Source organism: Labrys okinawensis (assembly GCF_047345005.1).
Classification (GTDB): domain Bacteria; phylum Pseudomonadota; class Alphaproteobacteria; order Rhizobiales; family Labraceae; genus Labrys; species Labrys okinawensis.
In genome coordinates this window covers 3,913,358-3,927,648 of sequence record NZ_CP178864.1, presented here as the reverse complement: position 1 = coordinate 3,927,648, position 14,291 = coordinate 3,913,358, and the positions used below count along the sequence as shown (strand labels likewise).

The 14,291-nt window shown below is 64.1% G+C and carries 8 protein-coding genes; 4 read left to right on the top strand and 4 right to left on the bottom strand.

The window, feature by feature from the left end; translation table 11 throughout:
• The first annotated feature begins 3 nt into the window (after window positions 1–3).
• From ACMDCR_RS18400 to ACMDCR_RS18385, 4 genes are all read left to right on the top strand, one after another.
• Window positions 4–1,506 (top strand): sugar ABC transporter ATP-binding protein, encoded by a 1,503-nt coding sequence (locus ACMDCR_RS18400; protein WP_413987997.1) that lies wholly within the window; start codon window positions 4–6, stop codon window positions 1,504–1,506.
• 3 nt (window positions 1,507–1,509) lie between these two features.
• Window positions 1,510–2,454, top strand: coding sequence for an ABC transporter permease (locus ACMDCR_RS18395; RefSeq protein WP_413987996.1), 945 nt, complete (start codon window positions 1,510–1,512; stop codon window positions 2,452–2,454).
• A gap of 36 nt (window positions 2,455–2,490) precedes the next feature.
• Window positions 2,491–3,252 (top strand): SDR family NAD(P)-dependent oxidoreductase, encoded by a 762-nt coding sequence (locus ACMDCR_RS18390; protein ID WP_413987995.1) that lies wholly within the window; start codon window positions 2,491–2,493, stop codon window positions 3,250–3,252.
• 233 nt (window positions 3,253–3,485) lie between these two features.
• Window positions 3,486–4,706, top strand: a complete 1,221-nt coding sequence (locus tag ACMDCR_RS18385; protein WP_413987994.1) for an ROK family transcriptional regulator — start codon at window positions 3,486–3,488, stop codon at window positions 4,704–4,706.
• Between the two features lie 25 nt (window positions 4,707–4,731).
• Here ACMDCR_RS18385 and ACMDCR_RS18380 read toward each other — a convergent pair whose 3' ends face one another.
• The 4 genes from ACMDCR_RS18380 to ACMDCR_RS18365 form a co-directional block, all read right to left on the bottom strand.
• Window positions 4,732–7,845 (bottom strand): efflux RND transporter permease subunit, encoded by a 3,114-nt coding sequence (locus ACMDCR_RS18380; RefSeq protein WP_413987993.1) that lies wholly within the window; start codon window positions 7,843–7,845, stop codon window positions 4,732–4,734.
• Window positions 7,842–11,030: an efflux RND transporter permease subunit gene (locus ACMDCR_RS18375; protein ID WP_413987992.1), complete on the bottom strand. Its 3,189-nt coding sequence runs from the start codon at window positions 11,028–11,030 to the stop codon at window positions 7,842–7,844. Before ACMDCR_RS18375 ends, ACMDCR_RS18380 begins: the two co-directional genes overlap by 4 nt.
• Window positions 11,027–12,556, bottom strand: a complete 1,530-nt coding sequence (locus ACMDCR_RS18370; protein WP_413987991.1) for an efflux RND transporter periplasmic adaptor subunit — start codon at window positions 12,554–12,556, stop codon at window positions 11,027–11,029. Before ACMDCR_RS18370 ends, ACMDCR_RS18375 begins: the two co-directional genes overlap by 4 nt.
• Window positions 12,557–12,619: 63 nt before the next feature.
• A complete protein-coding gene (locus tag ACMDCR_RS18365) occupies window positions 12,620–14,062 on the bottom strand; it encodes an efflux transporter outer membrane subunit (protein WP_413987990.1) in 1,443 nt (480 codons plus the stop codon).
• Between the last annotated feature and the right edge of the window lie 229 nt (window positions 14,063–14,291).

Sequence of the window (14,291 nt, the reverse complement as noted above, 5' to 3'; positions counted from 1 at the left end):
GCGATGCTCCAGCTCAACCAGATCGTCAAAAGGTTCGGCCGGGTCGAGGCGCTGAAGTCGGTCTCGATCACCGTCGATGCCGGCGAAGTCGTCGGCTTGGTTGGCGAGAACGGCGCCGGCAAGTCGACCCTGATGAAGGTGCTCAACGGCATCAACCAGCCAGATGGCGGCGAGATCCGTATCCATGGCAGGACGACCACAATCAGCGGCCCGCGTGAAGCCTCGGCTCGCGGCATCGGTATGGTTTTCCAGGAACAATCGCTGATCACCAATCTCTCGGTGGCCGAGAACATCTTCCTTGGCAATGAGGCGTCCTTCATCCGTTTCGGGCGCATTGACTGGCGGGCCATGAGCGCGGCGGCGGCGCGGCAGCTCGCCAAGGTCGGCCTCGATATCGACCCGCTCACGGTGACCTCGGAACTGAGCTTCATGCACCGCCAGATGGTGGAGCTCGCCAAGGTGCTGACGCTGGAGGAGGCGGTCGAAGGGAGCCTGTGCATCCTGCTCGACGAGCCCACCTCGGTGCTCGAACAGGCCGAGATCGACACCCTCTTCGGGGTGATCCGCAAGCTCAAGCAGCGCGCCGGCATCATCTTCGTCTCGCACCGGCTGGACGAAGTGATCGATATCTCAGACCGCATCTATGTGCTGAAGGATGGCGCAGTTGTCAGTGAGATGACCAAGAGCGAGGCGACGCCCGAGCGCATCCATCATCTGATGGTTGGGCGGGCCGTCTCCGGCTCCTACTACAAGGAAGACGAGCGCAAGCCCTTCCTGCCGGAGGTGGCGCTTTCGGCCAAGGGCCTGGCACGGGCGCGTGCCTTTTCAGGCATCGACCTCGATCTCCATGTCGGAGAGGTGCTAGCGCTGGTCGGCACGGAAGGGGCGGGCAGCGAGGCGCTGATCCGCAGCTTCTTCGGCCTCGAAAAGGTTCATTTGGGCACCATGACATACAAGGGCGAGAACCTCCGGTTCGCCTCGCCCAGCAAGGCGGTGGCGCTGGGGCTCGGCTATGTCCCGCGCGAGCGCAAGGTCGAGGGCATCGTCGAGGAGATGACGGTCGAGGAGAACATCTGCCTCGCGCATCTGGGGAGCATGAGCCGCTTCGGCATCCTGAAATTTGGGGAGATCGGCCGCGCCACCCGTGAACTGATCAGCAAGATGCGCATCAAGACGCCTGATGGCGCCACGCTCTGCGCCAATCTTTCGGGCGGCAACCAGCAGAAGGTGGTGCTGGCCAGATGGTACAATGCCGGCGCCAGGGTGTTCCTCCTCGACCATCCTACCCGCGGCCTGGATGTGGGTGCCAAGGAGGATGTCTACAGCCTGATTCGGGACCTGTGCGCCCATGGCTGCTCGGTTCTCCTTATTGGCGATACGCTGGAGGAGGCGCTTGGCCTCGCCCACACCATCGTGGTGATGAAGGACGGCAAGGAGACGGCCCGTTTCGACAATACCGGCGCTGACCGGCCCGAGCCCCTCGACCTGATCAAGCATATGGTGTGACCGATGGCTCGCTTGCGCTTCCTCACGCCATATCTGCCCTGGATCGCCCTGGTGATCGCCATTCTCGTCGTGGGCACGTTCGACCGCCGCTTCCTCGATCCGTTGACCTTGATCGGCCTGTTCGCGGATAACGCGACGCTGTTCGTGATGGCCCTCGGCATGACCTTCGTCATCTATATCGGCTCGGTCGATCTGTCGATGCAGTCGGTCGCCGCCGTCGCCTCGATCATCCTGGCGCTGCTGGTCCCGGGCTATGGCCTGCTCGCCGTTCCCGCTGCGGTGCTGGCTGGCGGCGCCTTCGGCCTCGTCTCAGGATTCGTACATGGCAGGCTGCGCATTCCAAGCTTCGTGGCGACGTTGGCGGTGGGTGGTATCGTGGCCACAGCAGCCCTTTGGATCTCCAATCAGCGCGGCATCGGCATTGCGGGCGACATCCGCGCCGACAAGCTGAGCTGGATCATCGGGACCTCACTCGGACTGCCCAATGAAATCTGGGTTTCGCTGGTGGCGCTCGCCGTAGCCACCGTGCTCGAGCAGGCGACGCCTTTCGGCAAGATGATGAAGGCGGTCGGCTGCAGCGAGCCTGCGGCTACCATCTCCGGCATCAAGGTGACACAGGTCAAGCTCGCCGTCTTCGCTCTGGCCGGCGCCTTCGCGGCGATGTCGGGCGTGATGCTGGCGGCGCGACTCTCCAGCGGCACGCCCACCATCGCCAACGAGTTCCTGCTGCCGGCCATCGCAGCCGTGGTGCTCGGGGGCACTTCGCTCACCGGCGGAAGCGGCGGTGTCATCCGCACGCTCGCCGGCACCATGCTGATCGCGGTGTTCCGCACCGGCATGACTTTCGTCGGCGTCAATGCGCTGGCACAACAGATCGTTTTCGGAGTCATCCTCATCCTGGCCGTCTGCCTCAACACCGGCAGGGCGCCCAAGGGTGTTATGAAATAATCCGGCGTGATGAAATAACGGATAGATGGACAAGACATGCTTGAGAAATTTCGCCTTGACGGAAAAGTGGCCCTCATCACCGGCGGCAACCGTGGGATCGGTCTCGCCATCGCCCATGCCCTCGGCGAGGCAGGAGCGAAGCTGGTGATCTCCGGACGCTCGAAGGTACCCGAATCCGAGAAGAGCCTCGCCGATGCCGGTTATGATTTTGAGTTCATCGCCGCCGACATTACCGATCCTGCCGCGCCCGGAATGCTCGTGGAAGAGACGGTGAAGCGAAAGGGCCGGCTCGACATCCTTGTCAACAATGCCGGCATCGCCCGCCATGGCGATACGCCCGACTTCGACGAAGGACGCTGGCGGGAAATCATGGGCACCAATCTCGACGCCGTCTTCCGTGGCTGTCGCGCGGCGATAGGCCCGATGCGCGCGCAAGGTGGCGGAGCCATCGTCAATATCGGCTCGATCTCCGGCTTCGTCTCCAACGTGCCGCAGAACCAGGTCGCCTACAATGCCTCCAAGGCGGCCGTGCATCACATGACCAGGAGCCTCGCCAGCGAGTTCGCCGCCGAAAATATCCGCATCAATGCGGTGGCGCCCGGCTACATCGACACCGATATGTCTCGTGGTGGTATCGAAAACCCCGAATGGTTCCCGATCTGGCGCGACATGACGCCGATGCGCCGCGTTGGCCAGCCGGAAGAGGTGGCCGCCTGCGTGCTCTTCCTGGCCGCGCCAGCCTCGAGCTATGTCACCGGTGAAGTGCTGGTGGTGGATGGCGGCTATCTCACCCGGTAGGGTGTTAATGACGTTGGTCCATACCAAAAAGTCGGTACAAACTCGACTTTTTGTCCTCACCGGGCTTGTCCCGGTGATCCAGGATGGCGCAAATCTCGCCAAGCGTTGCGAATGGATGCCCGGGACAAGCCCAGGCATGACAAAACCAGCGCCTCTTGCGGCTCTTTGGCGATTCTTGGGTCAAGTTCCTCATATCGTGGGCGTCTTGATGCCCTGCCGGTCCTGGTTGCGTCATGAATGAAACGAAGCGGCATGTGCCGGCTCTTTCCGTCACTGGTTTCCGCAGGCAACGCGGCTTCAATGCCTCGCGGGTCGGCGATCTCAACCGCGGTTTGGCGATCGAGGCGATCCGTCAGAGGCCTGGCATCGGCCGTACCCATATTTCGGCGGAGACCGGCCTAACGCCCTCGGCGATCACGCAGATCGTCGCCGCCCTGATGGACGAAGGTCTGGTTGAGGAAGTCGCCGCTGCCGATGCGATGAAAGCCGAAGGCCAGCAGCGCCTGGGGCAGCCGATCCGGGGCCTGCGCATCATTCCCGGCTATGCCGCCACCATCGGTCTGCATTTCGATCACGAATTCGCCCGCGCCGTGCTCGTCGATGTCGCCGGCAACATCATCGCCCGCGAGAAGGAACAATTGCAGGTCGAGGAGCCCGATCAGTCGACGCGCCTGCTCGCGGCCCTCTTCTCGCGTCTTGACGAGCATCCACAGCGTCCAGGCCGACTGCTGGGTGTCGGTGTCTCAGTGATGGGGCCGGTCGATCACGAACGCGGCGCCGTGGGTCTGTCGAGCCAATACCCGGCATGGCGCAGCTATGCCTTCGAGCAGGTGTTGTCGCAAACCATCGGCCACCGCGTCTTCATCGCTATCAATGGCTCGGCAGCAGGGCTTGGGGAGTACTGGTTCGGTGGTGGGCGCCATCTCGGCAGCTACATCTACGCCTTTGTCGGCTATGGCCTCGGCGGCGCGCTGATCTTCAACCGGCGGGCCGTGCGCGGTTCCTACGGCAACGCCGGCGAGATCGGCCACATCCATGCCTATCCCGACGGTGAGGTCTGCTATTGCGGGGCAAGGGGCTGCCTGGAGACGGTGGTCTCGCTGCGCGGCCTTGCTCGCTTCCTTGGCAAGCCGCGTGTCGAGGATCTCGATTTCAATGCGCCCGGCTTTTGCGACGATCCCGAACTCGGCCGCTGGATCGACCAAGCCGGCACCGATCTGGGGCGCTCGCTGACCAGCGTCTCCAATATCGTCGACATCTCCAACATCCTCGTCACCGGCCTCCTTCCCGAACCGTTGCTCGACCGCCTGATCGAGCGCACGCGCCGCACGGTCGCCGTTTGCCAGATCACGGCACGCCCCAAACAGATCACGCTGGAGAAGGCGCAGGCCCCCAGCGAACTCGTTGCTGCCCTGGGGGCCGCAGCGATGCCACTCTACGGCAACCTTTTCTGAGGGAGGTCTTGCCGCCGGGTTTGATTCATGCCCCGTGGCCTTCCGGCATCGGCTCGGCCTGCTGCCTGGGTTCGCGCGGCTTGACGCTCCAATAGCGGTGAAGGCGCGAGAGCATCAGGTAGATCACTGGCGTGGTGTAGAGCGTAAGGACCTGGCTCACCAGCAATCCGCCAACGATGGTGACGCCGAGGGGGCGGCGCAGTTCGGTGCCGGGGCCGGTGGCGAGGATCAGGGGCAGGGCACCGAAGATGGCGGCGAGCGTCGTCATCAGAATCGGCCGGAAACGCTTTATGCAGGCTTCGAAGATGGCCTCGCGCGAGGTGGCACCATGGTCGCGCTCGGCCTCCAGCGCGAAATCCACCATCATGATGCCGTTCTTCTTCACGATGCCGATCAGGAGGATGATGCCGATAAAGGCTACGATGGTGAGTTCCATATCGGCGTAGCTCAGCGCGATCAGCCCGCCGAGACCGGCGGAAGGCAGTGTGGAGAGAATGGTGAGCGGATGGGCAAGGCTCTCATAGAGTACACCCAGAACGATATAGACAGTGAGCAGCGCCGCGATCACCAGGATGCCGAAGCCGCCGCTCGATTGCGCCGCCTGCTGGGCGTCACCTGCCGCTTCCGCATGGATGTCGGTCGGCAAATGCATCTCCGACACCGCCTGCGCGATGGCATCGGCAGCATCCTGAATCTTCCCGCCCGGCTGCAGGTTGTAGGAGATGGTGATCGCGGGATACTGGCCCTGGTGGTTGACTTGCAAAGGCGCCAGGCCACGCTCGATATGGGCAACGGCCGACAGCGGGACGATGCCAGAGCTGCCGGGCACATAGAGCCTCGATATGTCGTCGGGATCGGTGCTGCGCGAGGGCGGAATCGTCATTACGACGCGATACTGATTGCGCTGGGTATAGATCGTCGAGATCTGCCGCTGGGCGAAAGCGTTGTTGAGCACCGCGTCGATCTCGTTGATCGCCACGCCGAGCCTTGCCGCAGCGGTACGGTCGATCACCACATTGGCCTGGAGGCCGTTGCGCTGGCGGTCGGAATTGACGTCCGTGATCCCCGGCAGCGTCTTGAACTTGTCCATCACCTTGGGCGCCCACTCGACCAGTTCGTCGAGGTCGGGCCCCCAGAGCGTGTACTGATATTGCGACTGCGACTGGCGCCCGCCCGCCCTCACGTCCTGGGGCGAGAACATAAAGATGTCGAGGCCTGCGATCGGACGCAGGGCCTGACGCAACTGCGCGATCACCGCGTCGGTGGAGGGACGCTGGTCCGGCGGGAGCAGCGAAATGCTGAACTGACCGGAATTGGTGCCGCCGAAGGGGCTGGCACCGATCGAGGAACCGACGCCTGTCACATAGGGGTTCTTCTGGATGACGGCTGCCGCTTGCTGCTGCCAGGTGACGACGGCCTGGTAAGAGGCGTCGCTCGAGGCCTGGCTGAAGCCCTGGATGAAACCGCTGTCGTCCTGGGGCACAAGGCTCTTGGGCAGCGAGGCATAGAGATAGAAGGTATAGAAAATTATGACGAAGATGATCACGACTGTCGCAAGCCAATAATCGAGCACGCGGCGCAGCGTATAGCCATAGAAGCTGACCATGGCGTTGAGGGTGCCCTCGACGATACGGTCGCCGAGATGGTTGCGCTCATGGTTCTCGCCATGCCCTCGATGGGCCAGGATCATCGGCGTCAGAGTGAGCGAGATCACGGTGGAGGCAACAATAGCGAACGCCAGGGTCATCGCGAATTCGAACAGGAACTCGCCGGTGACGCCTCCCGCGAAGAACAGCGGCAGGAACACTGCCAGGAGCGACAGGCTGATCGAGATCACGGTGAAGCCGATCTGCCGCGCGCCCTCGATGGCGGCCTGGATGGGCGGCATCCCGGCCTCGCGCTTGGCATAGACGTTCTCGACCATGACGATGGCATCATCGACCACGAAGCCCACCGAGACGACGAGGGCCATCAAGGAGAGGTTGTCGATCGAAAAATTCGCGATCCACATGGCGCCGAAGGTGGCGGCGAGCGACAGGGGCACGGTCACGCCGGCCGCGAGCACGGGGGTGGAGCGGCGCAGGAAGACGAACACCACAATGATGACGAGCACCACGGAAGCCATCAGTGTCCACTGCATGTCGTCGACGCTGGCCCGGATGGTGGTGGTGCGGTCCGTGAGCACGGCGATGTCGATGCCCATGGGAATGCGGCCCTTGAAGGTCGGCAGCAGCGCCTTGATGGCGTCGACCGTGTCGATGACGTTGCCGTTGGCTTCCTTGGTGATGGTCAGGAGGATCGCCGGCTTGCCGTTATAGGTGGCGCTGGAATTGACGTTGCGCACGCCCTCCTCGACCCTGGCGATGTCGCCAAGCCGCACGGCCGTGCCATTGCCGGCATGGATGATGATGCTGGCGTAGTCCTCCGGCTTGGTGATCTGGCCGCCCGTGTCGATCATCGTGAACGTATCGGGCCCGTTGAAGGAGCCGAGCGGGCTGATGGCATTGGCATCGACGATGGCCTCGCGGATCGTCTCCATCGACAGGCCCATGGCCGAGATGCGGTCGGGCTGCAGCGTCACGCGGATGGCGGGCTGGTCCGCGCCGCTGACGCTGACGTCGCCAACACCATCGACCTGCGAGATGCGCTGCACGATCACGGTATCGGCCGCGTCGAACATGTCGCTGGCGCTCACCGTGTCCGAGGTCATCGCCAGGATGAGGATGGGGATGGCGTTGGGATTGAACTTGCGCAGCGAGGGTGTCGAGGAAAGATCGGAGGGCAGGTCGGAAACCGAGGCATTGATGGCCGCCTGCACGTCCTGCGCAGCGCTGTCGACGTTTCGCGACAGGTCGAACTGGATGATGATGTTGGTCGAGCCGAGCTGGGAGCGCGAGGTGATCTGCGTTACGCCGGCAATCGAGCCGAGTTGCCGCTCCAGCGGCGCGGCGACCGTGCTCGCCATAGTCGAGGGATCGGCGCCGGGCCGGTTGGCGGTGACCATGATGGTGGGCAGGTCGATGGCCGGCAGGCTCGCCACCGGCAGCAGGCGATAGCCGGCGAGCCCGGCCAGCAGCAGGCCGATCGCCAGCAGGATCGTGCCGATCGGCCTGCGGATGAAGGGCTCGGATATGCTCATCCCTGCGGCGCCGGTTCGGGTTTGCGGCTGAAATATTCGCGCAGGCGCTCGAAGCCGAGATAGATCACAGGCGTTGTGTAGAGCGTCAGGAGTTGGCTAAGCAGCAGGCCGCCGATGATGGTGATGCCGAGCGGGATGCGCAGCTCGGAGCCCATGCCGTGGCCGAGCGCCAGTGGCAAGGCACCGAACAGCGCGGCGAGCGTTGTCATCATGATCGGGCGGAAGCGCAGGGCTGATGCGGTGACGATTGCCTCGTGCGGGTCCATGCCATGCTCGCGCTGGGCCTCGATCGCAAAGTCGATCATCATGATGGCGTTCTTCTTCACGATGCCCATCAGCAGCACGATGCCGATCAGGGCGATCAGCGAGAGTTCCTTCCCGGTATATTCGAGCGCCAGCAGGGCGCCGACGCCGGCCGAGGGCAGAGTGGAGAGGATGGTCACCGGGTGGATGGCGCTCTCATAGAGCACGCCGAGCACGATGTAGATGGTGATCACCGCCGCCAGGATGAGCCAGGGCTGGTTGGCGAGCGAGGAGGCGAACTCAGCCGCGTCGCCCGTGAAGCGCGTGGTGATGGAGGCCGGCATGCCGATGTCGCGCTGGGCGCGGTCGATTGCCGTCACTGCGTCGCTGAGCGAGGCGTTGTGGGCGACATCGAAGCTAACAGTAGCAGACGGGAACTGGTCATCATGCTCCACCACCAGCGGAGCAGTGCGATGCTCGACCGTGGTGAAGGCACTGAGAGGCACCTGATTGTCGACGGCCCCCGAGGCGCTCTGGATGTTGGTGGCCGTGCCGCTTGCGCCCACCGTGCCGGCACTGGGGTTGGTGGTGGTGGCAAGGCCAGAGGCGCTCGCAGAGCTCGACACATAGATCCGGCTCAGCACGCTTGGCCCGACCTGATCCTCAGGCCGTGCCTCCAGGATGACGCGATACTGGTTGGCCTGCGCATAGATCGTGGCGATCTGGCGTTGCCCGAAAGCATTGTTCAACGCATTGGAAACGTCCTGCATGGAGACGCCGAGGCGAGAGGCGGTGTCGCGGTCCACCTGCACGAACAGCTTGGAGCCGCCATTCTGCACTTCCGAAGCGACGTCCCGCATCAAAGGCGAGCGCCTGAGCTCGGCCGCGAGCTCGTCGGCCCAGTTGTCGACCTCAGCCGCATCCGTGCCGGTGAGCGTGTACTGGTAGGGAGCGCGCCCTGCGCGGGCGGTAATGCGGATATCCTGGACACTCTGATAGGTGACCGTGATGCCGGGGATCTTGCCGGTCTGAGCCTGTAGTCGCTCGATGATCGCGGTTGCGTCGGCCTGGCGCTCGTTGCGAGGCTTCAGAACCAGCGAAAGCGAGCCTGTGTTGGAGGTAAGATTGGTGCCGGAGACGCCGATGGAGGAGACCACCGACACCACATCGGGGTCCTTGCGGGCGATGTCAGCGACCGACGCTTGCATACGCTTCATGGCCTCGAAGGAGGCGGTCGGCTCCGCCTGGATCACTGCGGTGATGAGGCCGGTGTCCTGCTGGGGCAGGAAGCCCTTGGGGATTGCGATATAGAGCCAGATCGTCGTCGCCAGCGTGCCCAGCGTCAGCAGGAGCATCAGGAATCCGTGACGCAACGTCCACACCAGGCTGGTACGGTAGCCCTGGATGACTTTGTCGAAGCCTCTTTCAATCCATTCCAGCGGGCCGCTGCGTTTGCCATGGCTGGCAGTGAGCAGGCGGGCGCACATCATGGGCGTCAGTGTCAGCGATACCACGGCGGAGACGACGACCGCTATGGTCAGCGTCAGCGCGAACTCCCGGAACATGCGCCCGACGATACCAGTCATGAACAAAAGCGGGATGAACACTGCTATCAGCGACACCGTCAGCGAGATGATGGTGAAGCCGATCTCCTGGGCGCCCTTCAACGCGGCATCGAACGGGCTTTGGCCCTCCTCGATATGGCGTACGATGTTCTCGATCATCACGATCGCGTCGTCGACAACGAAGCCGGCGCCGATGGTGAGCGCCATCAGCGAGAGGTTGTCGAGGCTGAAATTGCAGAAGTACATCACGCCGAAGGCGGCGATCAGGGAAAGCGGCAGCGCCACGCCTGCGATGATGGTGGCGCGCAGGGTACGCAGGAAGATGAAGACGACGAGGATGACGAGGCCGACGCTGAGCGCGAGCGTCATCTCGACATCGTCGATCGAGGCCTGGATGGTCTGCGTACGGTCATTGACGATGTCCAGCGAGACATCGGCCGGGAGGCTGCGGCGCAGTGTCGGCAGGGCTGCGAGCACGCTCTTTACTGTGGAGATAACATTGGCACCGGGCTGGCGCATGATATCGATCACCACTGCCGGCTGGCCGTCATAATAGGCGCCGACGCGGGCATTCTCGAGACCCTCGATGACGTCGGCGATATCCTTCAGGCGTACCGGCGCGCCATTCTTGTAGGCGACCACCACGTCGGCGAAGGCATCCGCAGCACTGATCTGGTCATTGGCGGCGATCGTGTAGGACTGCGCGGCGCCGTCGAGCGACCCCTTGGCGCCGGCGACGGTTGACGAGGTGATGGCGGTACGGATGTCCTCGAGGCCAAGGCCGTAGGCGGCGGCGCGGGTAAGGTCCACCTGCACCCGCAGAGCGGGGCGCACGCCGCCCTGGACATTGACATGGCCAACGCCGCTCACCTCGGCAAAGCGCTGGGCGAGAAGCGTGTCGGCCATGTCGGAAAGGTTGCGGATGGTCTGCGATTTCGAGCGCAGGGCCAGCGTCACGATCGGCGTGTCGGCCGGGTTCACCTTGGCATAGGTCGGCGGGTAGGGCAGGCCGGTGGGCAGTGTCGCGGCGGAGGCGTTGATGGCGGCCTGCACGTCCTGCGCCGCACCATCGATGTCACGGCCGAGATTGAACTGCAGGGTGATCTGGCTGATGCCGAACGCCGAGGACGACACCATCGTCGAGATGGCGGGAATCTGCCCGAGATTGCGCTCCAGCGGCGCCGTGACCAGCGAGGCCATGGTCTCGGGCTCGGCGCCCGGCAATTGGGTAGTGATCTGGATGGTCGGGAAGTCAACCTGTGGAAGTGGAGCCACAGGGAGGGCGAAATAGCCGAGCAGACCGCCGAGCAGCACCGCAACCCCGAGCAGCGAAGTCGCGATCGGCCTGAGTATGAAAGGGGCGGATACGCCGTTCATTGGGCCGGCTGGCTCGTGGTGTTGCCAGTACTGGCGGTGCCATTGTCACTGCCGGACTGACTGCCTTCAGCCGCATTGGCGCCCCCCTGCTGATGCCGGTGGCCCCCGGCATTGCCACCGCCCTTGTGCAAGCGCTTTCCATTGCCATCGCCCTGTGCGGCGTCGCCCGCCTGTGGCGCTTCCGCGCTGCCCGTACGTGCGGGCGCGGCGGGTACGGGCGTCGTGTCATCGCCGGCATCCGCGCCGATGCCGGCGCCCGCCACTGGAGCCGCATTGCCGGACGCGGTTGTCACCTCGACGGCCGAGCCGTCGCTGAGGCGGGCAAAACCTGTAGTGATCACCTTCTCGCCGAGCTTGAGCCCGGCCTCGACGACGGTCTGCTGATCGCCCTGCTGGCCCAGGGTAACGGGCCGCAGCTGGGACTTGTTCTCGTTCAGCACATAGAGGAAGGCCCCGTTTGGCCCGCGCTGGACAGCGGCGGTGGGCACCACGATGGCGCCCTTCAGCGTCTTTACCAGCAGCCTCGCATTCACGAAAGCTCCCGGCCACAAGGCCTCGGAATCATTCGGAAAATTGGCCTTGAGCTTGATCGTTCCGGTCGTCGTGTCGACCTGGTTGTCGATCACGTCGAGCGCGCCGGTCTCGATCACTGTCTTGTTGTCGCCGCGCAGGGCCTGGACCTGCAGCTGTCCGCCCGCGCTGGCCGCTATGATGCTGCCCAGCGACTGCTGGGGCAGGTTGAAGATCACTGAGATCGGCTTCATCTGCGAAATGGTGACGATCCCGGTGGCACTGCTGGCCTGCACGACATTGCCGATGTCGACGCTGCGGATGCCGGTTCGCCCGTCGATCGGCGAGGTGATCACCGTATAGGCCAGCGTCGCCTGGGCGCTGGCAATGGCCGCGGCGTCCGATTTAAGCTGGGCCTCGTCCTGCGCGACGGTGGCGCGCTGGGTGTCGGCGGTCTGCTTTGTCACCGAATTGGTTGCGACGAGCCCCTCATAGCGCTGCAGATCGATCTTGGCATTGTCGAGCGAGGCCTGGTCCTGCGCCCGCTTGGCGATGGCCTGGTCGAGCGCCGCCTTGTAGGTGGAATCATCGATGCGGGCGATCACGTCACCCTTCTTGACATCCTGTCCCTCCTTGAAGGGCAGGTCGACGATCTGGCCGCTGACCTGGGGCGTGATAGTGACTGTGTTGAAGGCCTTCACCGTGCCGACACCATCGAGCGTCACTGGCACGTCAGCAGCGGTCGCATCGGCCGTCAATACCGGAATCGGACCGCTGTCGGAACCACCGCGCCGCCCACCCCGGCGTCCGCCACCGGCTCCACCGGCTTGATCGCCGCCAGAGCGAGCGCCTGCGCCGCCTCCCTGAGGAGGATCGCCCGCCGCTGACGGCGGTATGTAGGCTTGAAGCCATTGCGGGGCCGAGGTGCGCCATTTGTCCCGCGTCACATAGGCCGCCGTGCCGCCGGCGATCAGCAGCACCGCCACCGTGAAGAGGCTCCGCGAGAGTTTCGCCATTATGAACCCAGTCGAATCATCGAAAGAAATCTGCCGTCGCGACGGCGTTGAGAGTCATGACACTTAATTTTGTGGCGTCAGTGGGGTGGGCGCGGTCCAGCCGCCACCGAGAGCCTGATGCAGGCTTACAAGCGCCTGCAATCGCTGCAATTTGACCTGCGCCAGCGTGTCCTGGGCGCTGAACAGGGTCTGCTCGGTCTGCAGCACGGTGACGAGGTCCACCGTGCCTTCCCGCAACTGCCGCTCCGAAATGTCGTAGGCCTGGCGGGAGCTGGTGACGACGGCCTGCTGCAGGGTCAGCTGCCGGCTGAGCTGGCGGACCTCCGCAAGCGCATTCTCGACGTCGACGAAAGCCTGCACCACCGATTTGCGATAGGCGGCGAGATCGGCGTCCTGCACACCATTGGCGCGCTCCACGGCGCTGCGCAGCGTGCCGCCGTCGAAGATCGGCTGCGCCGCGTCGGCAGCGACCTGATAGAAGCCCGCCGCGGGATCGAACAGGCTCTTGAGGGCGGCACTCTCCACACCGCCCTGGCCCGTGAGCGAAATGGAGGGGAATTGCGCGGCATAGGCCGAGCGCGCGCTCTGGTGTGAGGAGATCAGGGTCGCCTGTGCCGCGGCAACATCGGGCCGGCGGGTCAGCAATTGCGAAGGAATGCCTGCTGCCACCACAGGCGCGTGGACGCTGCCCGTGCCGCCGCCCTTGACGCTGACCAGTGCAGGCGGCTTGCCGACCAGCAGGGCGATGGCGGCCCTGTTCTCCGCGATGCTCAGTTCCAGCGGTGGGATGCTGGCGCGCTGCTGGTCGAGCAGGCTCTGCTGCTGGGCTACGGCCAGCGAAGTGGTGGTGCCTGCCTTCAACTGGTTGTTGAGAATGGTGAGGATGCGGCCGGCGCTGGTGGCGTTGTCGTGGGCGATGCCGAGGCGATCCTGCGCCGCGAGAATGCCGAAATAGGCATTGGCGACGCTGGCGATGGTGGTGAGTTCGACGGTGTCGCGGTCATATTGCGTTGCCGCCAAAGTCGATTTGGCGCTCGCCAGCGCCTGGCTGTTCTTGCCCCAGAAGTCGATCTCGTAGCTCGCGCTCGCCGAAAGGGAATAGGTCGCCCGTCCCTGGCCGACATGCCCGGTGAGCGAGGCCGAGCGGGCACGCTGGGCTGAGGCATCGCCGTTGATCTGTGGATAGAGGGGCGCGCCGGCTGCCGTGATGCCCGCCTGGGCCTGTTCGACATTGGCGATGGCAGTGGCGATGTCGAGATTGTCGATGCGCGCTTCCTCGACCAAGGCCGTCAGCTCAGGGGAGCGGAAGCTGCGCCACCAATCGGCACGCAAGAGCGGAGCCGGTTTGTCCTTCGGAGCCTGCTGGTAGGCCGGTGGCACCGCGACCGTGATGTCCAGCGGTTTGACCTGGGCGCATCCGGCCAAGAGAGCGAAGACAGGCGCCAGGACCGCCAGGGGCCTGATGAAGGACCGGGATACGCACGTTTGCCGCCAAACTGACTTCACGATAGGGCCTTCTGTACGGGTGACGTCGCAACGACCCTACGAAAAGAAATCGGTGCTCGCTCGCGAATGCAAGAGCGGACCTGCAGGCGCGGATGCGAGTTGCCTTTGCGACAATTCCGGAACCCCCGCCTGCCATATCCATTAAGGTTGTGGCAAGGATATGATGGCTCGACCACAATTGAAGCCTCAAGCCAGGCCGGAAGACGCCGTAATCTCTCACTAACATTTA